Source organism: Priestia sp. LL-8 (assembly GCF_036227845.1).
Lineage (GTDB): Bacteria > Bacillota > Bacilli > Bacillales > Bacillaceae_H > Priestia > Priestia zanthoxyli.
Genome location: NZ_JAZAQH010000001.1, coordinates 3,914,166 through 3,936,590 on the forward strand (window position 1 = coordinate 3,914,166; position 22,425 = coordinate 3,936,590).

Annotated in this window: 21 protein-coding genes; all 21 read right to left on the reverse strand. The window is 39.3% G+C overall.

Features of this window, described 5'->3' with window-relative positions:
- Positions 1-154: 154 nt before the first annotated feature.
- The 21 genes from U9R83_RS20490 to U9R83_RS20590 all read right to left on the reverse strand — a co-directional run bounded on the left by U9R83_RS20490 (position 155) and on the right by U9R83_RS20590 (position 22,115).
- Entirely contained in the window at positions 155-1,021 is an 867-nt protein-coding gene (locus U9R83_RS20490) for a 2-oxoacid:ferredoxin oxidoreductase subunit beta (protein ID WP_013058799.1), read from the reverse strand.
- A complete protein-coding gene (locus U9R83_RS20495) occupies positions 1,008-2,765 on the reverse strand; it encodes a 2-oxoacid:acceptor oxidoreductase subunit alpha (protein WP_013058800.1) in 1,758 nt (585 codons plus the stop codon). The genes U9R83_RS20490 and U9R83_RS20495 overlap by 14 nt, the downstream gene beginning before the upstream one ends.
- 17 nt (positions 2,766-2,782) lie before the next feature.
- Positions 2,783-2,959, reverse strand: a complete 177-nt coding sequence (locus U9R83_RS20500; protein WP_014458494.1) for a hypothetical protein — start codon at positions 2,957-2,959, stop codon at positions 2,783-2,785.
- A 185-nt stretch (positions 2,960-3,144) separates the two neighbouring features.
- On the reverse strand, positions 3,145-4,062 hold the full coding sequence (locus tag U9R83_RS20505) for a dipeptidase (RefSeq protein WP_042991934.1): 918 nt from the start codon (positions 4,060-4,062) through the stop codon (positions 3,145-3,147).
- Positions 4,063-4,137: 75 nt separating this feature from the next.
- A complete protein-coding gene (gene spoVS, locus U9R83_RS20510; RefSeq protein ID WP_003181955.1) occupies positions 4,138-4,398 on the reverse strand; it encodes a stage V sporulation protein SpoVS in 261 nt (86 codons plus the stop codon).
- 223 nt (positions 4,399-4,621) lie between these two features.
- Positions 4,622-5,419 (reverse strand): TIGR00282 family metallophosphoesterase, encoded by a 798-nt coding sequence (locus U9R83_RS20515; RefSeq protein WP_042991933.1) that lies wholly within the window; start codon positions 5,417-5,419, stop codon positions 4,622-4,624.
- Between the two features lie 81 nt (positions 5,420-5,500).
- Entirely contained in the window at positions 5,501-7,060 is a 1,560-nt protein-coding gene (gene rny / locus U9R83_RS20520) for a ribonuclease Y (protein ID WP_013058803.1), read from the reverse strand.
- Between the two features lie 280 nt (positions 7,061-7,340).
- Positions 7,341-8,378, reverse strand: coding sequence for a recombinase RecA (recA, locus tag U9R83_RS20525; RefSeq protein ID WP_013058804.1), 1,038 nt, complete (start codon positions 8,376-8,378; stop codon positions 7,341-7,343).
- A 200-nt stretch (positions 8,379-8,578) separates the two neighbouring features.
- Positions 8,579-9,820, reverse strand: a complete 1,242-nt coding sequence (locus U9R83_RS20530) for a competence/damage-inducible protein A (protein WP_014458489.1) — start codon at positions 9,818-9,820, stop codon at positions 8,579-8,581.
- 16 nt (positions 9,821-9,836) lie between these two features.
- Positions 9,837-10,421 carry a CDP-diacylglycerol--glycerol-3-phosphate 3-phosphatidyltransferase gene (gene pgsA, locus U9R83_RS20535; RefSeq protein ID WP_013058806.1) on the reverse strand — a complete coding sequence of 195 codons (585 nt, stop codon included), beginning with the start codon at positions 10,419-10,421 and terminating at the stop codon, positions 9,837-9,839.
- Between the two features lie 144 nt (positions 10,422-10,565).
- A complete protein-coding gene (locus U9R83_RS20540; RefSeq protein WP_226554946.1) occupies positions 10,566-11,549 on the reverse strand; it encodes a helix-turn-helix domain-containing protein in 984 nt (327 codons plus the stop codon).
- Positions 11,550-11,561: 12 nt separating this feature from the next.
- Positions 11,562-12,353 carry a DUF3388 domain-containing protein gene (locus U9R83_RS20545; RefSeq protein ID WP_013058808.1) on the reverse strand — a complete coding sequence of 264 codons (792 nt, stop codon included), beginning with the start codon at positions 12,351-12,353 and terminating at the stop codon, positions 11,562-11,564.
- A 213-nt stretch (positions 12,354-12,566) separates the two neighbouring features.
- On the reverse strand, positions 12,567-12,827 hold the full coding sequence (locus U9R83_RS20550) for a DUF3243 domain-containing protein (RefSeq protein WP_013058809.1): 261 nt from the start codon (positions 12,825-12,827) through the stop codon (positions 12,567-12,569).
- 65 nt (positions 12,828-12,892) lie between these two features.
- Positions 12,893-13,618: an elongation factor P 5-aminopentanone reductase gene (ymfI, locus tag U9R83_RS20555; RefSeq protein WP_014458485.1), complete on the reverse strand. Its 726-nt coding sequence runs from the start codon at positions 13,616-13,618 to the stop codon at positions 12,893-12,895.
- A gap of 63 nt (positions 13,619-13,681) precedes the next feature.
- Entirely contained in the window at positions 13,682-14,965 is a 1,284-nt protein-coding gene (gene yfmH, locus U9R83_RS20560; protein WP_014458484.1) for an EF-P 5-aminopentanol modification-associated protein YfmH, read from the reverse strand.
- Positions 14,952-16,247 (reverse strand): EF-P 5-aminopentanol modification-associated protein YfmF, encoded by a 1,296-nt coding sequence (gene yfmF, locus U9R83_RS20565; protein WP_115654816.1) that lies wholly within the window; start codon positions 16,245-16,247, stop codon positions 14,952-14,954. The genes yfmH and yfmF overlap by 14 nt, the downstream gene beginning before the upstream one ends.
- Before the next feature lie 257 nt (positions 16,248-16,504).
- Entirely contained in the window at positions 16,505-17,464 is a 960-nt protein-coding gene (locus tag U9R83_RS20570; RefSeq protein ID WP_042991931.1) for an ABC transporter permease, read from the reverse strand.
- Positions 17,461-18,522 (reverse strand): ABC transporter permease, encoded by a 1,062-nt coding sequence (locus U9R83_RS20575; protein ID WP_014458483.1) that lies wholly within the window; start codon positions 18,520-18,522, stop codon positions 17,461-17,463. Before U9R83_RS20575 ends, U9R83_RS20570 begins: the two co-directional genes overlap by 4 nt.
- Positions 18,519-20,048 (reverse strand): ABC transporter ATP-binding protein, encoded by a 1,530-nt coding sequence (locus U9R83_RS20580; protein ID WP_042991929.1) that lies wholly within the window; start codon positions 20,046-20,048, stop codon positions 18,519-18,521. Before U9R83_RS20580 ends, U9R83_RS20575 begins: the two co-directional genes overlap by 4 nt.
- 119 nt (positions 20,049-20,167) lie before the next feature.
- Positions 20,168-21,256 (reverse strand): BMP family lipoprotein, encoded by a 1,089-nt coding sequence (locus tag U9R83_RS20585; RefSeq protein WP_013058816.1) that lies wholly within the window; start codon positions 21,254-21,256, stop codon positions 20,168-20,170.
- A gap of 133 nt (positions 21,257-21,389) precedes the next feature.
- Positions 21,390-22,115: a GntR family transcriptional regulator gene (locus U9R83_RS20590; protein ID WP_042991928.1), complete on the reverse strand. Its 726-nt coding sequence runs from the start codon at positions 22,113-22,115 to the stop codon at positions 21,390-21,392.
- Positions 22,116-22,425: the final 310 nt, after the last annotated feature.

Below are 22,425 nucleotides of genomic sequence, written 5' to 3' on the forward strand. Positions count from 1 at the left end.
TTACTCTCCACTCAACAGGTAGAAGCAGCTGCGTACATGAAACCTACGTTCGCTATCACTATGAAAAAATCCGAACGAGTTGGATTCTCCATTAAGAATCGCAATTCATCGTTCGGATTTCCCCTCTACGAAACTGCTTTTGTTGCAGCCTCTTTTACATAAATTCAGCTACTAGCTCATCAAATTTTTCCTCAGTCATGCCTAAGTCCGCTTTTGACAGCGGCTCTTCACTATAACCGTGAACAAGCTGCTGATACGACGGCTGATGCGCATTTTGATAAATAAGCCCTGTTACTAAACCGTTATGCTCCATTAACGTCTGCATAGCTTGCATACGATTGTTTGCATCATAACCTTCAATTGTGCTAAGACTAGTTAGGTTTTCTTTAAACCAATCATACGTGTTCACTTTGTTATACGTTACGCACGGGCTAAATACGTTAATTAAAGAAAAACCTTTATGCTGGATACCTTGTTCAATTAAGCTTGTTAACTCTTTTAAATTCGTTGAAAAGCTTTGAGCCACAAACGTTGCCCCAGAAGTTAACGCAAGCTCCATAACAGATAAAGACGACTCGATTGATCCTTCAGGCGTACTTTTTGTCTTGAATCCTACTTCACTGCGAGGAGATGTTTGTCCTTTTGTTAAACCATAGATTTGGTTATCCATTACGATATACGTTACATCGATGTTTCGGCGAATCGCATGTACCGTGTGTCCCATACCGATAGCAAACCCATCTCCATCACCACCAGATGCGATAACGGTTAAGTCACGATTAGCCATTTTTACACCTTGAGCGATTGGAAGCGCACGTCCGTGAATACCGTGAAAACCATATGAATTAATATAACCAGAGATACGTCCAGAACATCCAATACCTGAAATAACAGCAAGCTCATGAGGTTCTAAACCTACGTTAGCAGATGCGCGTTGAATGGCTGCTTGTACGGAGAAATCTCCACACCCCGGACACCAGTTAGGTTTTACACTGTTACGAAAATCTTTAAACGTTGCCATTTAACACAAACATCTCCTTACTTTTTGCGTATACTTCTTGCGGAAGAAATGGATTTCCATCATACTTCAATACGCTTTGAATTTTATCATGACTTGCAATATTCATTTTTAAAATATTAGCAAGCTGTCCAGTAGCATTGTTTTCAACGACGACTACTTTTTTAGCTCCTTGCACGTAAGGAAGCAGTTCGTCAGCTGGGAAAGGATGAATCAAACGAATGTGAGCATGGTTGACTTTTATACCATCCTGTTCCAAACGTTCCATTGCCTCTTCAATGACTCCTCGCGTCGAATTAAATCCAACAAATAAAATATCAGACTCTTTTTCATGGGAATGGACATGAATTGGCGTATTAAAACGAATTCCTTTTGTTTTACGAAGACGCTTATTCATTTGATCATCGCGGTTCACTGGAGATTCAGATGGCTTTCCTGTCTCATCATGTTCTACTCCCGTTACGTGATGAATACCATGCTTCATTCCTGGAATGACGCGTGGTGATACGCCGTCTTCTGTTACGCGGTAGCGCTTGTAGTATTGTTTTTCTTCTAGCTCTTCTAGTTCTCCTTGCTGAAGCTTACCGCGGCGGATTTCAACGCGGTTATAGTCAAGCGGCTCTACTGATTGCTTCCCAAGTGAAAGCTGTAAATCCGTTAGCATAATAACTGGACACTGATATTCTTCTGCTAAGTTAAACGCTTCAATCGTATCGTAGAATGCTTCTTCAACCGTACTTGGCGCCATGACGATCTTTGGAATTTCACCGTGCGTACCGTAAATCATGGCCATTAAATCGGACTGTTCTTGCTTAGTTGGAAGCCCTGTACTTGGACCGCCGCGCTGCGTATCTATAATAACAACAGGCTGCTCAGTGATGCCCGCTAATCCAATCGACTCCATCATTAAGGATAGACCAGGTCCAGCTGATGCAGTCAGCGCACGTACGCCTGCATAGTTAGCTCCGATAGCCATCGTACATGCTGCGATTTCATCTTCTGTTTGAATAACGGTTCCACCAAATTGAGGAAGCTTTTTAATTAAGTATTCCATAATTTCTGAAGCAGGAGTAATTGGATATGCTGGCATAAAACGAGCGCCACCGGCTAAAGCACCTAACGCAATTGCATCGTTTCCAATCATAAACATACGTTTTTTACCATCCGCTGGATCTAGTTTCATTGTTTCTAATTGTTCGCCTAGCTGTTCACGAATGTAATCTGCACCTTTTTTAATAGCCTCCATGTTTTTTTGTACAACTTTTTGGCCTTTTTTGCCGAAGATTTCAAGCACTACTTCTTCAAATACTTCTGTGTCAATATGAAGCACAGCACTTGAAGCGCCCACAGCAACCATGTTCTTCATTAGCGACGTTCCTAATTCCGTTGCAATTTCCGTAAACGGAACAGCATATAGCGTAGCAGTTGTACATGTTTCGGGCAGACTTGGGTTGAATTTCGCATCTGCAATTACAACGCCTCCTACGCGCAGCTCATGGACGTTTACATCGATTGTTTCCTGATCGAACGCAACTAAAATATCCAAATCATCTGACACAGATCGAACCTGAGTTGTACTCACTCGGATCTTATTATTTGTATGTCCACCTTTGATACGAGAAGAAAAATGACGATAGCCGTATAAGTAATAACCTAATCGATTTAAAGCGGTTGAAAAGATTTCTCCCGTACTTTCGATTCCCTCACCCTGCTGTCCGCCAACTTTCCATGAAAGTTGCTGTACCATAAATCAACGCCACTCCTTTAATTGCTCTTAATATAGAAATCTATTTTATTGATAAAAACTGAAAAAAGTAAATTAGCAAACGATTTCATTTGCTTCTGCATTTCACGAACCAAAATCATTCGCAAAACTCCCACAGCACCTTGTCGCTGTACAGGATACGTTTCTGCTTGAGCAGCTCCATAATCCGTTTTCAATTTTATTCCGATTGCCAGAAAAATGCAACCCTTTCCATTGAATTCTCAATCGTTTTAATTATATTTATATTTAATGAATAAGATGAAGTTTTTTAATGATCTTTTCTGTCTTCAAATGAGGCATTAGTATATAAATATCTTCCATAAAAAAAGAGCTTTTCCAAGAAGAAAAAGCTCTTTTTTTATTAGCTGCATACACGATCAGCAAAGTTTTGAAACAGAAAACGTTTTACCTGCTCCTCAGTGTAATGCTTAAGGAGTTCTTCGATTAAATTCGTATACTGTTCATATCTTCCGAGACGATGAACCGTTTTGTCAATGCCGTCAAAGTCAGAGCCAAAACCAACGGAGTATTCGCCTCCTCTTTCACACATGTAATCAAGGTGACGGATCACATCCGCTATTTGCGCTTTGGCAGAGCTCGTTAAAAATTCAGGGACAAACGTAATGCCAATCACGCCGTTTCGCTTTATTAAAGCATGAATTTGATCGTCTCTTAAATTCCGGGGATGAGAACACAATACGTGTGAATTGGAATGAGTAGCCACTACATATTGCGCTAGCTCAATCACATCCCAAAAACCTCTTACCGATAAATGAGAGACATCCGTCCACACTTTATGTTCATTATTCAATTCAACAACTTCTCTTCCAAAAGAAGATAACCCCGCGCCTCGAGGTTCTAAAATACCGTCACACACAGCATTGCTGTAATTCCATGTCAAACCTACTGAACGTACACCCAGTGAAAAAAGTGTCTTTAAACGAACTAAACTGGTATCAATGGCATCGCACCCTTCAAGCGTCAGCATTGCTCCTATTTCCCCTTTTTTTAAGCTATCTATATCGTGCTTTGAACGAACCCATTTCACACCGGGAAGCGATAAAATATGACTCTGAAACAGCTGGATCATTTCTAACGCAACATCAAAGCGCTGAGCTGCCGGAACCGCTTCTGGAATATAAATAGCGAATAGCTGAACTTTCCCTTTTGCTTTTTTTATTCCTTCTAACGTCACATGCAGCGCTAAATCATATGTAAAAGATAAACGTTTATTTAACCAGAGCTTCATCAATACATCACAATGAGCATCAAATATCACAACCCACACCCCTTTAGCTCTATACAAAAAGGACCTGTTTGGCTTCTATGCTTTACAGGTCCGTGGTTTTTATAATTATCGCGGCTCTACAATTAATTTAATGGCTGTTCGCTCTTCTCCATCAATTTGAATATCTGTAAAAGCTGGGATGCAGATTAAATCAACCCCACTTGGTGCAACGAACCCTCTTGCGATTGCTACAGCTTTTACTGCTTGATTAAGCGCCCCGGCCCCAATGGCTTGAATTTCTGCTGCGCCGCGTTCGCGCAGCACGCCTGCTAAGGCACCAGCAACTGAATTTGGATTAGACTTTGCTGAAACTTTTAATATTTCCATATCTAGCTCCTCCTTATTCTTTACAATGTATGATGAGAGATCATTAGACCAATGACTTAATTGATTTCAATGTTACTATATTCACGATATGTCAAACGTATTCCTGCTTGTTTTTCCTAAATATTCAAAAACTTATATTTCTACACCTTTCTTTTTTCTTTTTACGTTTTTGACAAAATAAAAAAGCCAACGTATCGTCTTTCGACACATTGACTTTTTCCCTTTATTCAAAAAACGGATGGTCTTCGTTGATTAAAATTCGCTCTGTTTTTGTTGCTTTCCCCGTCTTTTGATCAATATCAATAATGATTCCACTAAGCTGCGTTCTTCCTTCTTTTGGCACTTCAAATCGAACAGGAAGAGACGTTAAAAAACGCTTAATAACAGCTTCGCGCTCCATTCCTAAAATACCGTCATAAGGTCCCGTCATTCCTACGTCAGAGATGTAGGCTGTTCCTTTTGGCAATATACGATTGTCAGCTGTTTGAACGTGCGTATGAGTGCCGACAACAGCGCTGACACGACCGTCCACATACCAGCTAATCGCTTGCTTTTCACTTGTTGTTTCAGCATGAAAATCAATAAAAATAAGCGGAGTGCGCTGACGTGCTTCTTCAATCAGTTCATCTGCTTTTTGAAATGGACAATCAAGCGGAGCCATAAACGTGCGCCCTTGTAAATTAATCACGGCTACCTCAAGCTGATTGTACGTAAAATACGTAATTCCCTTGCCCGGTGTACCTTCAGGAAAATTAGCTGGACGAACAAGATTTTTTGCATCGTCAATAAAATCAAAAATTTCACGTTTGTCCCACGCGTGGTTACCAAGGGTAATAATGTTAGCCCCTGCTTGTAAGAACTGACGATAAATCTTTTCGGTAATGCCTTTTCCTGAAGCAGCATTTTCTCCATTCACAATTGTAAGTCCCGGAGAATATTTTCTTTTTAATCTTGGTAAATATTCTTCAACCATTTCACGGCCCGGAGAACCAACTACGTCTCCAATAAATAAAATTCTCATGTAAAAGCTCCTATACTTCATTCTTAATCTGCAACTTCATCTCTACGAAAAAAAATAAAGTGGCGAAACGCCACTTCATTTTTATTTTGCATACTCTACTGCTCTTGTTTCACGAATAACGGTTACTTTGATGTGGCCAGGATAATCCAGCTCATCTTCAATTCGTTTTCGGATATCTCGAGCAAGTCGATGCGCTTCTAGATCACCAATCGTATCTGGTTTCACCATAATACGAACTTCACGCCCTGCTTGAATCGCAAATGATTTTTCAACGCCTTCATAAGACTCTGAAATTTCTTCTAACTTTTCAAGACGACGAATGTAGTTTTCTAACGTCTCACTGCGAGCACCTGGTCTTGCAGCAGATAATGCATCCGCTGCTGCAACTAGTACAGCAATGATTGATGTTGGTTCTGTATCTCCATGGTGAGAAGCAATCGCGTTAATAACAACCGGATGTTCTTTATACTTGGTAGCTAATTCAACACCGATTTCTACGTGACTTCCTTCTACCTCATGATCAATTGCTTTACCAATATCATGTAACAATCCTGCTCGTTTGGCTAACGTTTCATCTTCACCTAATTCAGCAGCCATAAGTCCTGATAAATGAGCTACTTCCATTGAATGTTTCAGCACATTTTGACCATAGCTTGTTCTGAATTTTAAGCGACCAAGAATTTTCATCAAGTCTGGGTGCAACCCGTGAACACCGACTTCAAACGTCGTTTGTTCACCAACTTCACGAATATATTCGTCCACTTCACGGCGAGATTTTTCAACCATTTCTTCAATACGTGCGGGATGGATACGACCATCTTGAACGAGTTTATCAAGTGCAATTCTTGCTGTCTCACGACGAATTGGGTCAAATCCTGATAAAATAACTGCTTCTGGCGTATCATCAATAATAAGATCAATTCCTGTCAAAGTTTCAAGCGTACGGATGTTTCGACCTTCTCGACCGATAATTCGGCCTTTCATTTCGTCATTTGGCAAGTTAACAACTGAGACAGTCGTTTCAGCAACATGATCTGCTGCGCAACGCTGAATAGCAAGTGAAAGAATTTCTTTCGCCTTTTTATCGGCATCTTCTTTTGCACGGTTTTCTGTTTCTTTTACCATTATTGCAATGTCGTGGGAAAGTTCATTTTCAACACGATCTAAAATAATCGCTCTTGCATCTTCTCTTGTTAAGCTTGAAATGCGCTCTAGCTCTGTTTGCTGTGCACGTACTACTTCTTCAACTTTGCTTTCCATCTCTTCAATATGCTGTTGTTTAACAGTAAGAGAATCATCTTTCTTTTCAAGTAACGCTTCACGTTTATCAAGTGATTCGTCTTTACGATCAAGATTTTCCTCTTTTTGCATTAATCGATTTTCTTGTTTTTGAAGTTCTGCTCGACGATCACGAATATCTTGTTCTGCCTCTGTACGAAGCTGATGGATTTCATCCTTCGCTTCTAGTAAAGCTTCTTTTTTCAAAGCTTCCGCCTCGCGGGTTCCTTCATCAATAATTTGTTCTGCACTAGACTTTGCTCCCGCAATTTTAGCTTCAGCAATCGATTTACAAACAAAAAAGCCAACAACTGCACCGACGATTAGGCCAAGCAAAGCGAAGATGATTGTATTAGTATCCATCATTTCACCTCCCCTTGCTATAAACTTGTAAGTTTTAAATTTCATGTCGGCATGTACATCGTATTCACCTTTCAATATACACACAAAGGCTTTTAAACGCTAAAATGTTTTAAAAAGGGAAAATATACATCTTAATTGTAAATCTGTGCATTTTTATTGTCAAGCCTGCCTCTACAGTATATATTGAAATTTCGTATGTTACTTTTCTAGCATTAACAATTTTTACAAAAAAAAGACCCCTTCTTTGAAATAGAGGAGTCTTTTTTTATCTCGCAGCAAGTTAAATATTTAAATCGCCTTGATCGTCATCCTCAGGAGCTGGCTCTCCATCTTGGTCTAAACCATGATGTTCACGCACTTGTCCCGCAATTTCCTGACGAATATCAGTATTTTCTTTTAAGAATTGTTTTGCATTTTCACGGCCTTGACCTAGACGCTCATCATTATACGAATACCATGATCCACTTTTTTGAACAATATCTAGTTCAGAAGCGATATCCAAAATTTCACCCTCTTTTGAAATACCTTCTCCGTACATAATATCTACTTCAGCAGCACGGAAAGGCGGAGCTACTTTGTTTTTGACAACTTTAATTCTTGTTTTGTTACCAACAATATCGTTTCCTTGCTTTAACTGCTCTGCACGACGCACTTCTAGACGCACTGAAGAATAGAATTTAAGCGCACGTCCACCAGGAGTTGTTTCAGGGTTACCAAACATGACGCCGACTTTTTCACGAATTTGGTTAATAAAGATAGCGATTGTTTTAGACTTGTTGATAGCTCCAGATAGTTTACGCAATGCTTGAGACATTAAACGAGCTTGTAGACCCACGTGAGAGTCTCCCATTTCTCCTTCAATTTCCGCTTTTGGCACTAACGCTGCTACTGAGTCGACAACGATAATATCTACTGCGCCGCTTCGAACTAAGGCTTCAGCAATTTCTAAAGCTTGTTCTCCCGTATCAGGCTGAGATAATAATAGCTCATCAATATTCACACCTAATTTTTGAGCATATACAGGATCTAACGCGTGCTCCGCATCGATAAATGCAGCTTGTCCCCCCTGCTGTTGAACTTCTGCAATCGCATGAAGAGCAACTGTTGTTTTACCTGAGCTTTCTGGACCATATACTTCAACTACACGTCCACGTGGATATCCACCTACACCTAAAGCTATATCTAACGCTAATGAACCACTTGGAATTGTAGAAATTCTTTTTTCCGTTTGTTCACCTAATTTCATAATTGAACCTTTACCAAATTGCTTTTCAATTTGTTTTAAAGCCATATCAAGGGCTGCTTGACGATCGTTCACTCAATTTCCTCCTCTATCTCTTTGAAATCATCTATAAACTGCAAACTTACTACGATGTAGTAGCAATGTCGAATTAACAACTTTCTATAACTTACTATACTAGTTTTTGAGTCGTTTGACAAGCAAAAAGCGAATAAATGTTCGTTTATTATTTTATAAAAAAAAGGCTGTTTTGGAAAAACTAAACAGCCTTTTTTTCTTTATTTTTTTATCATCTTTAATACGTAATGACAGCCATAATTAACTGTTCGTGAACGAATCCCCTGGCGACTTCCAGATAGCTGCAGGCTGTAAACTTGAGGAGCTTGACCTTTATAGGCTACTCCTATATATACTGTTCCTACAGGATGTCCTTCTTGTTTGGAGGGTCCAGCTACACCTGTAAACCCGATGCCAATATCCGTTTTGCATAACTGTTGAATACGCTGAGCCATTTCAGCCGCGCACTGCTCGCTAACGGCTCCGTACTGATTCAGCGTGTGTTCGCTCACTCCGAGAATACTTTGCTTGATTTCATAATGATAGGCGACCAGGCTGCCTTTTACAACTTCTCCAGCACCTGAAACAGTTGTTAAGCGTTCGCTAAATAAACCGCCGGTTAAACTCTCAGCTGAAGCAATCGTTAATCCTTGTGCCGTTAATTCTTTTACCAATTCATTATGTAAAGAAGTTGCTTCGTATCCATACAAATACTCGCCTACGCGCTCTGAAATGGTTTTTTCCACTTCGTCTAACATGCGCTGTGCTTCAGCAGTATCAGTGTGCTTAGCAGTTAAGCGAAGCGTCACTTCTCCATCTCCCGCTAGCGGCGCAATCGTCGGGTTGGTTTGCGCATCAAGCAAATCTTCAATTTCCGTCTCAAGCTGTGATTCTCCTATTCCGAAAAAGCGAAGAACGCGTGATTCAATACTTTCTTTTAATTCAAGCTTTTGAGCTAAAAATTCTTGACCGTACGATTCATACATTGGATAAAGCTCTTTTGGTGGCCCGGGAAATAGCATATAGTGTTTTCCATCTACCGTAAGCCCCATACCTGGAGCCATTCCGTAATCGTTAGGGAGCACTGCTGAACCTTCTAGCACAATTGCCTGTTTTTTATTGTTAGGTGTCATGACACGATTTGACTGTTTGAAATAGGCTTCAATGCTTTCAAGTGCTTCTGCATTTGTTGTCAGCTCTACTCCTAGCACACTCGCAATTGTTTCTTTTGTTAAATCATCTTTTGTAGGACCAAGCCCGCCTGTGAAAATAATTAACTCCGCACGCGTCTGAGCTGTAGCAATCACTTCTTTTAAGCGCTGTGCATTATCTCCTACTACCGTATGATAGTAAACATTAATTCCAAGTTCGGCTAATTTTTTCGATAAATACTGAGCGTTTGTATTGGCAATTTGTCCAAGCAGCAGCTCAGAGCCGACTCCAATAATTTCAGCGTTCATCATATCATCTCCATCTTACTTATTTTGAGTTAACAAAAGCCTGTTTGTTTTTAGCAAAGTAGTCCCAGCCTGAAATAACCGTAAAAATTACTGAGATCCAAAGCATTACGCTAGCAAATGGAATGGAAACCCATTCAAAAGGCAAGTTATACAGCAGAATAGCTGAAATAGCTAAAATTTGAGTCCATGTTTTAATTTTCCCTAACATATTTGCTGCTACAACTTCCCCTTCCCCTGCTAGTACAAGTCTTAAACCAGTGATAGCAAATTCACGGCTAATAATGATAATAGCAGCCCATCCTGCACCTGCAATTAAATCTAAGTCAACAATAGCTACAAGCGCAGCTGAAACCAACAGCTTGTCTGCTAGTGGATCTAAAAATTTGCCCAAGTTCGTGACTAAATCGTACTTTCGAGCATAGTATCCGTCTATCCAGTCTGTTGTAGATGCAATAATAAATAATGCTGCCCCTAATAGGTGAGCGATCGGAATCTCTTTTCCTGCCGCCTCCACTGTGCCAAATGGTAGCGGCACCATCATAAAAATGAGGAATACGGGAATTAGAAAAATCCGCGAAATGGTAATCTTGTTTGGTAAATTCACTTCTTCTGCCTCCAATTACTGTTACAAACTGAAAGCGTGCAAACGAAGTTGTTTGCACGGCTTTGGTTTTATTATAGCGTGAATGAATGATTAATTCACATATTATCTTTATTTACACCCTGATCACTTTTTAAAACAGGGTGTTTACTGTGCTTCTGCCGGCTGATGCTGAATCGTTACAACTTGTCGAACTTGCTTGGATGAATCAAACGGCAAGTCAACCGCTTTTCCATTTATTTTTAACTCTACTCCAGGTGAATAACCGATGTTGACACGAGCTTCAGTTTCTTTCGTCAAATCAAATTCTTTTGTTTCACCTTTTTTTAGAATAGAGCTAAAGAAGGCATTTCCTTTTCCATTTTTCACATCTAACCAAGTATCTGCTTGAGTGGATGTTACTTCTAGATTAAATGCATCTGTACCGGAAAGAGCATACGTAGCACTTCTGCCTGTTTTTTGAACTTCCTTGTATTCTTGTTTACCGCTGTCTTTCTTTTCTTTTTCAGCTTTTTCTTTTTCAGCTTTTTCTTTTGCGGCTTTTTCTTTTTCAGCTTTTTCTTTTTCTTGTTCTTTCTTATCAGCAGCACTTTGTTCATCTTCTGACTTGCTATTGTCATTTTTTGCAGTAGTTTCATTCGTTTCTTCCTGCGTGTTAGACTGCTGAACTTCGCTGTTTGGAGCTTCTTGGTTAGCCTGCTCCTTGTTTTTATCCGAAACGATATTTTGAGCGATTACCCAAATAATAATCCCAACAACTACAACTCCCGCCACCACTAGCACAGTTGGAAGGTAGTCATATGCTTTTGTAACTCCTTTTGTATGCTGAGGAATTTCTTTGCGGCTGCGAACGCGCGAAAGCTGCTGCGGCATGTCTTCTGTTTGAGTTGAAGGAATGTCTGATTTGTATTCTTCAAAAATAGCATCTGTGTCCAACCCAATTGCTTCGCAGTATTGCTTAATAAACGCTCGTACGTAAAATTTCCCCGGCATAACCTCATAATTGCCTTCTTCAATGCCAAGTAAATAGCGTTTTTGAATTTTCGTTAGTTTTTGTAAATCCTCTAACGACAATCCTTTGCTTTCTCGTTCTTGTCTTAACCTTTGTCCTAACTCTGTCAATGCTAACACCTACCAATTATGCTAAAAATCAAACATCGATAATCCACCGTCTTGAAACATTTGAGGACCTTCCATTATTTCATATGTAATTTTCTCATTGGGGTCGTTTCTTATTTCAATAATGTAGGCAAAATCATCTAACGAATACTCGGTATTTTGTACAAATACATCCGGATGCTCCACAATTTTTGTCGCGGGTACATTCATTACTTCTCGAACAAGCTGCCAGTGCTTTTCATTCGCTCGTTTTGTCGATACAATCCCGTCAATAATAAAAATATTATCAGCGTTGTATTCGTCAGCAATAAGCTGACTGCGAATCGTTTGTTTTAAGAGTGTAGAAGACACAAAAAGCCACCTTTTGTTGGCACATACGCTAGCTGCTACAATGGATTCGGTTTTGCCTACTCGCGGCATACCCCGAATGCCGATAAGCTTATGACCGTCTTGTTTAAACAGTTCCGCCATAAAATCTACGAGCAAACCTAATTCATCTCTTACGAAACGGAACGTCTTTTTATCATCTGCGTCCCGCTGAATATAGCGACCGTGACGCACTGCTAACTTATCACGCAATTTAGGCGGTCTCATTTTTGTCACAATGATATTATCCATTGTTTTCAAAATAGATTCAAGCCTGTCTATTTGCTCATGTGAATCACAGCGCAGCAATAATCCACGGCGAATATCATCCACTCCATTAATTGTGACAATATTAATTGACAACATTCCAAGAAGCGATGAAATATCACCTAAAAGACCCGGACGATTTTTTTGTATTTGATATTCTAAATACCACTCAATTTTCTCCATCAAACCCCTCCCATTTCTTGGCTGGCCTTCGAGAGGTGCCCCCTTTTTTTCACCTAGTTTAACTATAAATGATTTCCATTATATTATAAACCCTAAAGACAAGTAGTTCTACATTTGTTATGTATGTAAGCGCTTATTTATTTGTACTATTTATTTCTAAGAAAAAAGGAGCTCTCACACGCGGTGAATTAGCTCCTTTTTAGAAACGATAACTTATTTTACTGATCCGTTATTTTGAACTAATTTCACCATGCTGCTCGCAATCGCATGCTGCTCTTCTTTAGAAGCAACGCTCCAAAGGTCTGCTAAAATTCGCTCTTGATCATTTTTTGCATCAACTTGGTTTGCTAAATATCCACCAATTTGATAAGCAAGATCATGAATAACTTCTTCTTGCATTCCTTCGTTTTGCGCATGATGTAAACGGTCGCCTAAAAAATCTTTCCAGCTATCCCAATTTTCTAATACTGACATGAGTAGCCCTCCTTAAGGTTTATTCATATCATAGTTTGTACCTTGTTTTTGATTTTATGCACACTTTATATGTACCAACCGCCATTAACCGATAATATTTGTCCCGTTATGTAGGAAGCTCGTGAAGATATTAAATATGAAACGGCATCTGCCACTTCTTTTGGATATCCTATTCTTCCTAAAGGGATCTCTTCAGCCAGCTCTTTGACCTCTTCTTTTGAATAACTGGCCATCATATCCGTTTCAATCGCTCCGGGCGCAACTCCATTGACTCGAATTCCACTTAATGCAACCTCTTTTGCCAAAGCTTTTACAAACGTATTTTGTGCACCTTTTACCATTGAATAAAGGACTTCAAACGAAGCTCCTGTAAGTCCCCAAATAGAAGAAATCATGAGGATTTGTCCGCTTTTAGCACTAATCATTTTAGGCAATAAAGCTTTTGTAATAACAAAGGGAGCCGTGATGTGAAGATAGATCATTTCTTCGGTTTCATTTGCCGGAGTATCTGTCATTAACCCGCTAACGCTTCGTCCACTGTTATGAATAATAACTTCTACCGGAACAATAATTTCCTTTAAAAACTTCTCCACTCCCTCTTTACATGATAAATCCGCTTGTACCGTAAACACGGTTTTTACCTTTTCAGCCAGCTCATGTGCAAGCGCCTCTATTTTGTCTCTTCGCTGATGGTAATGCAAGATAAGCGAATATCCATCCTCAGCCAATTTTTTAGCAATCGCTGTGCCGATTCCTCCGCTTGCACCTGTCACAAGGGCAAATTTCTCCATAACCTTCTCTCCTTTACATGCAAAAAAGCTGATGAATATCAGCTTTTTTGGCAACAATCATCTTTATTTAGGTACTACTTCACAAACCGTAAAGTTCTTTTCATCAATAATCTCGTTTAGCACATCTTTTATTTCGTTCACCTTCAGTTTTTCCAGCGTTTCAACAATATCAAATAAATTCATATCATTAAACGCATAGCGTGTAAACTGATTAGCGATAAACTCAGGTGAGTTTAATGAACGTAAAAATCCGCCGATTTTCTTTTTACGAATACGCTCAAGTTCCTCTTCTGTTAGTGATTTTGTTTTCATTTCAAGTAAAATTTGTTTAACTCGATCATACAGCTGTTCCGGTTGGTCCGTATCTCCTCCGATAAGAGCAAAACCAAATCCTCTTTCCTCCGTATAATCATAAGCAAATGTTTCATCAATGAGCCCGTCTGCATATAACTCCTCATAATACGAAGAGCTTTTTCCAAACGCGTAATCTAAAATAATATTCATTGCTAACTCGTATTTAAGCATTTCTCCACCTGAACGCTGCGGATTTTTTGCTTTTAATCCTACCATACATTTCGAAGACTGCACCGGCATTTTTAACACTTGCTTTTCTTGATCCACCGTTTCAGGCTCTTCGTCAAAATGACGCTGTATATCAGAGATTTCTTTATAATCTTTTTTCTGCTGATTATCTCGAACTTGCTTCATTACTTTTTCAGCATCAACAGGACCTACAATAAATAACAGCATGTTGCTCGGGTGATAGAACGTTTCATAGCATGTATACAGCAAATCTTTATTAATATGTGAAATCGATTCGATTGTGCCGGCAATGTCAATCTTCACAGGATGGTTTTTGTACATATTTTGAATGGTACCAAAATACAAGCGCCAGTCCGGATTGTCGTCATACATTGTAATTTCTTGACCAATAATGCCTTTTTCTTTTTCTACCGTTTTTTCTGAGAAGTACGGCTCTTGTACAAAATCCACTAATGTTTCAAGGTTTTCTTCAAAATTTGACGTACAGCTGAATAAGTAAGCTGTGCGGGTAAAAGAAGTAAATGCATTGGCCGAAGCACCTTGTTTACTAAACTGCTGAAAGACATCCCCGTCTTCTTTTTCAAATAATTTATGCTCTAAAAAATGTGCGATTCCGTCCGGAACTTTTGTCATTTCCTTTTCATTTAGTGGTACGAATTGATTGTCAATCGATCCGTAGTTCGTTGTAAAGGTAGCGAACGTTTTGTTAAACTCCGGCTTTGGCAAAATATATACCTGCAGCCCGTTATCCATTTTTTCATGATACAGCTGTTCTTGAAGCTGCGAAAATTCAATTTTCTCCATTTTCTTCACCGCCCGTTCCTGTTAAGAAATAAATTGTATCCATTTCAATTTTCTCAGCCACTTTAATAATTTCCTGCTTAGATACCGCATCAATACGCTTTAAGTATTCGTCAATTGAAATGTCTTTGCCTGTTAATTCATTATGATACATAACCTCTACTAGTCCTCGTGGAGTATCCACCGTTTCAAGGAGCTGATTGTGAATGACTGCTTTTGTTTGAGCGATTTCCCCGTCTGTAAACGACCCTTGCTTCATCTCCTGCATTTGTTCTTTAATAATGGTAACGGCTTGGTCGTAATTTTTAGCATCAATACCCGACATGACCATTAGTAACCCCTTATGACTTTCTACCCTTGAAGCGGCATAATAGGCTAAGCTGGCTTTTTCACGCACATTGATAAATAGCTTAGAATGTGAGAAACCTCCGAATATACCGTTAAATACTTGCAGAGCAAAATACTGTCTATCTCCGTATACAACATTTGTGCGGTAGCCAATATTTAATTTCCCTTGTTTTACTTCTTGTTTTTCCACTACTTCATTTACTTTTGAGATATCTTTAGACGTAATAGAATCTTCAATGTCTTTTTGCTCGCGCTTTGGTAAAGTAAATGTTTCTTTTACTGTTTGTAAAACCTCTTCGACTTGCAAATCTCCAATAGCATAAAGGTGAATGGCATCTTCTTTTAACACCTGCTGATAATAGGCGTACAAACTTTCACCTGTAATTTCTTCCACGTCGTCAATTTGACCGTTTACATGTAAAGAGTAAGGTTCTTCCTTACACATTTCTTCGACTAGTCTTAAATTAGCATAGCGCATTTTGTCATCAAATACGGCTTGAATTCGCTGACGAAGCGAACGCTTTTCTTTTGTCATAATATCCTTTAAAAAAGAGTCCCCTTCAACTGCTGGCTTTAATAAAATATCGCCAAGAAGCGCTAACGCTTTTTGCAAAAGCGGAGTTGAATCTTTCAAATATTTTTCATTCGCTATATCAATGCGAATCGTAATATCGTGGTTATCACCTTTTTTTGTTAAGTCTACTTGTAAAGTAGCACCATAAAGCTCATCTAAATATGTACGAAGCTTTGTCGTAGACGGCAGCGACTCGGTAGCACTTTGAAGCACATAAGGTAAAAGGGCACGCATTGTCACCGTTTTTTTATCTAAAGGGGCATTTAGTTTTAAAATGAACGTGTTTGTTTTGTACTTAGCTGTTTGAATGGTATGAACAGTCAATCCTTCTAGTTCATGTTTTTGTTCAGTCAATAATTTCATATATAAACCTCCTTTTAAATTTTGATGTATTAACTAGACAATACTTCTATTTTGAATCTTTAACGCTAATTTTAGTCTTATAACCACTATATCGAATTCAAGGAAACATTTTCAAGTAACTTGCCGCGCGCTTCCTCATTTCTTTTCATATTCTTTCTATCAATGAAAAAAGGCGGAGAAAAGAATATGATTTCTTTGTCTCCACCTTCTATATTTATCCAACTTTAGTCATTGTTAGACCTCGTATAGAGGATTTATTAGCGGCGGCCTTTTTCATAAGGAACGCCTAGCGCTTTAGGAGCCTCAGCACGTCCTACAAAACCAGTAAGTGCTAAGATTGTTAATACGTACGGTGCAATGGTTAAAAGGACGGATGGAATATCTTGAATAACTGGAATCTGAGCCCCCGTGATACTCAAAGACTGTGCTAATCCGAAAAACATGGCTGCACCTAAAGCACCAATAGGATGCCACTTCCCGAAAATCATGGCTGCAATAGCAAGGAACCCTTGTCCAGCAATTGTTCCCGCTGCAAAGTTTGTAGCGATAGACGTAGCATACACCGCTCCGCCGATTCCAGCGAACATGCCGGAAATCATAACGCCAACGTAACGCATTCTCACAACTTTGATCCCCATCGTGTCTGCTGCCATTGGGTGTTCACCAACTGAACGAAGACGAAGACCAAACGGTGTTTTATAAATGATGTACCATACAGCAAAAGCTAGCGCAATGGCAATATAAGACGTAATAGGTACATTCGAAAACAGAATTTTACCGATTACTGGAATGTCTGATAGACCTGGAATACTTACTTTATCGATACGGAATTGAATAAAATCTGTTTGTCCTTTCCCAAAAATCTTTTTGATTAAAAAGATTGAAAGACCCGCAGCTAGAAAATTCAGCGCTACACCACTTACCGTTTGATCTGCTTTTAATGTAATACTTGCAACAGCATGAATGAGCGAGAAAACAGCGCAAACAAAAGCCGCTATTACTATTGCCACCCACGGGGCCCAAGCACCTAATGAATCCTGAAGTAAAAGGGTTGAAACAATACCTGTGAACGCGCCAAACATCATCAGCCCTTCTAATCCGATGTTCACGACCCCGGAACGTTCACTAAATATCCCTCCGAGCGCGGTAAAGATAAGCGGTGCAGCTGAATAAAGCGCCGCTGGAATAATAATGGCTAACACCTCTAAGAAGTTCATTTTGCTCCCCCCTTGCCTGCACGGCCAAGCACCCAGCGAATTAAATAACTAGATGCAACAAAAAAGATAATAAGCGCAATGACAATTTGAATTAATTCAGACGGTACGCCTGTCATAAAGTTCATTTGAGGAGCCGCAGTTTGCAGTCCTCCGAAAAAGAATGATGCTAATAAAATTCCAATTGCGCTGTTAGCTCCTAAAAGGGCTACGGCGATACCGTCAAACCCCGTACCTGTAAACGCAGTGAATGTGCCCATATACTGAAATGTTCCAAGCCCTTCCATCGCCCCCGCAAGCCCAGCAAAAGCGCCTGAAATCGCCATGGATAACACAATGTTTCGCCCTACATTCATTCCTGCATACTGTGAAGCATGTTGATTAAAACCAACAGCTCTTAGCTCGAAGCCCTTAGCTGTTTTATTCAAAATAAACCACATCACGACGGCTGCAGCGATGGTAATAAGAATGCCGTAATGAAGGCGAGAGTTATTGGTTAACTGTGCTAAAAAGCTGGATGCTAAAGATGCCGATTCTTTAATGTCATACGATTTTTCATTACCCGCATATAAATACGTACGGATTAAGCTGCTCGTTGTATAAAGAGCAATATAGTTCATCATAATGGAAACAATTACTTCATGAACATGAAATTTAGCTTTTAAAAATCCTGGAATAAACGCCCAAACTGCTCCAGCTGCTGCTGCTGCTAATACAGCTAAAGGAATATGAATGACTGCTGGTAAATCAAACGCATACCCAACCCATACTGACGCCAACCAGCCAACTAAAAGCTGTCCTTCTACTCCGATATTAAAGAGACCGGTTTTATAAGCAAACGCAACCGCGATACCGGCCAGAGCAAGAGGCGTCATGGCACGAATCGTTTCTCCAATGGCTTTTGGCGTTCCAAACATCCCGTCAAAAAGAGATTGATAGCCAAGCATTGGATCATAGCCGCCTAGTAGCATAATAACCGCTCCGGCAATGAGTCCTAATATGGCCGATACAACAGGGATCAAAATCATCATTACACGTTCATTTTTTACAAGTTTATTCATGCTGTTCCACCCGCTTTCTCACGCGTACCGCCTGCCATTAATAATCCTAACTCTTGTTCATTGGTTTCTTTTGGATCTACAACGTCGACTATTTTCCCTTCATAAATAACCGCAATGCGATCGCTTAGATTCATCACTTCATCTAGTTCTAGCGAAACGAGCAGCACTGCCCGTCCTTTATCTCGTTCTTCGATCAGTTTCTTATGAATAAATTCAATGGCTCCTACGTCCAGCCCCCTCGTTGGCTGAGCTGCAATTAATAGTTCTGGACTGCGGTCTACTTCACGGGCAATAATGGCTTTTTGCTGATTTCCGCCCGATAGCGATCGCGCTTGCGTATATTCACTAGGCGTTCGCACATCATATTCTGCAATTAGTTCTTTTGCTTTTTTATACAGCTCTTTATAATTCAAAATACCTGATTTAGACATCGGCTTTTGATAATACGTTTGAAGACCGATATTTTCACCAATTGTATAATCTAATACAAGTCCGTGCTTATGGCGATCCTGCGGAATATGTCCTACTCCAGACTCCGTAATTTTACGAGTGGATAACGTAGACAATTCTTGATTTTTTAATGTGATCGAGCCCGACTTTATTTTTCTCAGACCCGTAATTGCCTCAATCAGCTCTGTTTGACCATTTCCATCTACACCCGCGATGCCTACAATTTCGCCAGCTCGAACGCTTAGATTAAGTGAACTTACAGCCCCTACTCCTCGGCTGTCTTCTACTACTAATTCTTTTATTGTTAACACAGCTTCTTTTGGAGTCGCTGTTTTCTTTTCAGTTTTAAAGTGAACTTCTCTTCCTACCATTAAAGCAGCAAGTTCATCCGGGTTCGTCTCTTTTACATTTACCGTGCCAACCCCCACACCTTTTCGAATAATTGTGCAGCGGTCGCACACTGACATAATTTCTTTTAATTTATGCGTAATTAAAATAATCGACTTTCCTTCTTGAATTAACTTTTTCATAATTTGAATTAATTCCGTAATTTCCTGAGGTGTTAAAGCAGCAGTAGGTTCATCAAAGATAAGAATGTCGGCTCCTCTGTAAAGCGTCTTTAAAATTTCCACTCGCTGCTGCATGCCAACCGAGATATCTTGAATCTTTGCAGATGGATCTACCGATAATCCATATTGATTCGAAAGTTCTTGAATATCTTGAGCGGCTTTTTTAATATTAATTTTCCCCGTTCGCGTCGGTTCGTTCCCAAGAATAATATTTTCTGTTACTGTAAAGTTTTGAACGAGCATAAAATGCTGATGAACCATCCCAATCCCTAATTCGTTCGCTACATTAGGGTCTGTGATTTTAACTTCTTGGCCGTTTACACGAATCTGCCCTTTTTCAGGCTGATAAAGTCCAAATAAAACGTTCATCAGCGTTGACTTACCTGCACCATTTTCTCCTAACAAAGCATGAATTTCTCCCTTTTTCACTTGGAGTGTAATATTGTCATTAGCGACAATACCGGGAAACTCTTTGCGAATATCTAGCATTTCAATAACATATTCCACTGCTTTCACTCCCTATTCCTGCCTGCTACAGGATTCTGTCTTCCGTTTTTTGGCTATGAAAAAGGCTAGTTTTCACTAGCCTTTTATACTCATATAATCATTGCTTAACAGATATCAGCTTATTTTTTTAGCGTTTTTTCAAATTCTTTAAATTCTTTATCCGTTTGAGGCACTGTAATGTCACCGTCTAGAATTTTTTGCTTATACTCATCAACTGCTTTTAACGCATCTTTGCTTACATTATCTTGTGATGGAGCAATTCCTACTCCGTCTTCTTTTAAGCCAAACACAACTTCTTTACCACCTGGGAATTTGTCGTCCATTGCTTTTTTTGCAACATCTTCTACAGCCAAGTCAACGCGTTTAACCATCGAAGTTAACGTTACGTTTTCAGGCATACCTTCTTCATGCTGATCGCGGTCAACTCCAATTACCCAAACCTTTTTGTCCTTACCGCCTTTTGAACGGTTCTTAGCTTCTGTAAATACGCCGTTTCCAGTACCGCCTGCCGCTTGATAAATAATATCGGCGCCTTTGCTGTAAATGGTAGAAGCAATAGCTGAACCTTTTTCTGGAGAGTTAAAACTTTCTGCGTATTGAGAGATAACTTCAGCATCTGGGTTTACAGATTTAACACCTGCTTTAAATCCGTTTTCAAACTTCTTGATTAATGGAGATTCAACGCCTCCGATAAAGCCGATTTTGTTCGTTTTCGTTTGTTTAGCTGCCACTACACCTACTAAGAAAGAGCCTTGCTCTTCTTTAAATAGAATGCTTGCCACGTTATCTAAGTTCTCTGACTTTAGCGTATCGTCTACTAATGCAAAGTTAGCATCTGGATACTGCTTTGCTGCTTTTTTAATATCTTCTTTTAACAAAAAGCCAATTCCATACGTCAAGTTGTAGCCACTCTCAGCAAATTTAGAAAGATTGCTCTCGTATTCAGACGCTTTTGTAGACTGCAAATACTTATATCCAGTCCCTTCATCAAGTCCGTTGTCTTTCCCAAACTTTGTCAGACCTTCCCAAGCTGATTGGTTAAACGATTTATCATCTACCCCGCCCGTATCTGTTACCATTCCCACTTTAAAATCCGCCGCTTTTTTATCTCCACCGCTCTTACCTGCGTCATCTGAGCCACACGCGCTTAAAAGTGTTCCTGCCGCTAATACTAGTGATAATGCAAGTCCCGTTTTACGTTTTAACATGTTTTAACCCCCTGAATAGTTTTAAAAGTATAAAGCCAATTTTCTATTTCGTCCTTGTGACCTACATTTGACACCTCCTTAAAAGGACAATGTTAAACAGTTGTAAATTTTCTGACATTTAACCACAAAAAAACTAGACGCGTTTACGCAGTACTTGGAAACTAAATTGATCAGCCTTAAAATAATTGATGGAATATAAAATAGGTTCATCATACTGGTCATAATGCATTTGTTTTAGTACAAGCAAAGCAGTTTCAGGCTCGCATTGTAAAATAGGAGAAACTTTTTCATGATAGCCTAGAGGCTCAATGTTTGCTACAGCATATGAAATATGCTTCCCTGCTTGCTTTTCAAGAATTTCTAGCAGTGACTCTTGTTTATATTCAAAATTTTCAGGCAATATTTTTTGAGGAACCTTGTCCATGCAATATACAACCGGCTCTCCGTTTGCTGTTCTTACCCGTTCAACAAATAAAATCTGTTCGTTTTCCCCGCAAGCAAAACGTGTTAAATCATTTTCAGACAACTCTTGTATTTGAGAAGATAAAAAGATTGTTCCTGCCTTCATACCTGCTTGTTCAATCATATGTGTTATACTATTTAATTGCTCAATCCCTGATAAAAAAGTAGGCTTCGTGTTGACAAATGTTCCCACACCGTGTCTGCGAACAATAATATTCTCTTCTTCTAATATGCGAAGTGCCTCACGTAACGTTGCGCGGCTAACCCCTAACTGCTTTGATAAATCAAACTCTGAAGGGAGTCTTTCCTTTTCTTTAAAAATTCCTTTTTCGATATTTTGTTTAATTTCATCGATCACTTGTAAATACAAGTGCCGATTATCCGCACGTATAGACATCACTCTTCCTCCATATTAAAAAGTCATCAGACCTCTGATGTTCGACTACTTAATCGAAAATAATATATCATTTTTCGACAGATAAATAAATAGGTTATATTAATTTTTTGTTAAAATTTTTAATATTTTTTTAAAAAAATGAATTTTTGTTATTTTTTAATGTCAGCATACCTAACAACCTGCTTTTCTTCTAATATTAGATAAAAACCAAACATTTTAGTCATTAAATTTTTTAATATTCGTTTTTATTTCATTTATTTAGCATGACATATTTTTGTATAATACTATTCTTACCGTCCCTTCTTCCATA

What these genes read in the sequence shown, in the direction of transcription:
- U9R83_RS20490 (WP_013058799.1), bottom strand. Translation starts at nt 1,021, where the DNA reads ATGGCAACGTTTAAAGATTTTCGTAACAGTGTAAAACCTAACTGGTGT.
- U9R83_RS20495 (WP_013058800.1), bottom strand. Translation starts at nt 2,765, where the DNA reads ATGGTACAGCAACTTTCATGGAAAGTTGGCGGACAGCAGGGTGAGGGA.
- spoVS (WP_003181955.1), bottom strand. Translation starts at nt 4,398, where the DNA reads ATGGAAATATTAAAAGTTTCAGCAAAGTCTAATCCAAATTCAGTTGCT.
- U9R83_RS20515 (WP_042991933.1), bottom strand. Translation starts at nt 5,419, where the DNA reads ATGAGAATTTTATTTATTGGAGACGTAGTTGGTTCTCCGGGCCGTGAA.
- rny (WP_013058803.1), bottom strand. Translation starts at nt 7,060, where the DNA reads ATGGATACTAATACAATCATCTTCGCTTTGCTTGGCCTAATCGTCGGT.
- U9R83_RS20530 (WP_014458489.1), bottom strand. Translation starts at nt 9,820, where the DNA reads ATGATGAACGCTGAAATTATTGGAGTCGGCTCTGAGCTGCTGCTTGGA.
- U9R83_RS20545 (WP_013058808.1), bottom strand. Translation starts at nt 12,353, where the DNA reads ATGGAGAAAATTGAGTGGTATTTAGAATATCAAATACAAAAAAATCGT.
- U9R83_RS20550 (WP_013058809.1), bottom strand. Translation starts at nt 12,827, where the DNA reads ATGTCAGTATTAGAAAATTGGGATAGCTGGAAAGATTTTTTAGGCGAC.
- ymfI (WP_014458485.1), bottom strand. Translation starts at nt 13,618, where the DNA reads ATGGAGAAATTTGCCCTTGTGACAGGTGCAAGCGGAGGAATCGGCACA.
- yfmH (WP_014458484.1), bottom strand. Translation starts at nt 14,965, where the DNA reads ATGGAGAAAATTGAATTTTCGCAGCTTCAAGAACAGCTGTATCATGAA.
- yfmF (WP_115654816.1), bottom strand. Translation starts at nt 16,247, where the DNA reads ATGAAATTATTGACTGAACAAAAACATGAACTAGAAGGATTGACTGTT.
- U9R83_RS20570 (WP_042991931.1), bottom strand. Translation starts at nt 17,464, where the DNA reads ATGAACTTCTTAGAGGTGTTAGCCATTATTATTCCAGCGGCGCTTTAT.
- U9R83_RS20575 (WP_014458483.1), bottom strand. Translation starts at nt 18,522, where the DNA reads ATGAATAAACTTGTAAAAAATGAACGTGTAATGATGATTTTGATCCCT.
- U9R83_RS20585 (WP_013058816.1), bottom strand. Translation starts at nt 21,256, where the DNA reads ATGTTAAAACGTAAAACGGGACTTGCATTATCACTAGTATTAGCGGCA.
- U9R83_RS20590 (WP_042991928.1), bottom strand. Translation starts at nt 22,115, where the DNA reads ATGTCTATACGTGCGGATAATCGGCACTTGTATTTACAAGTGATCGAT.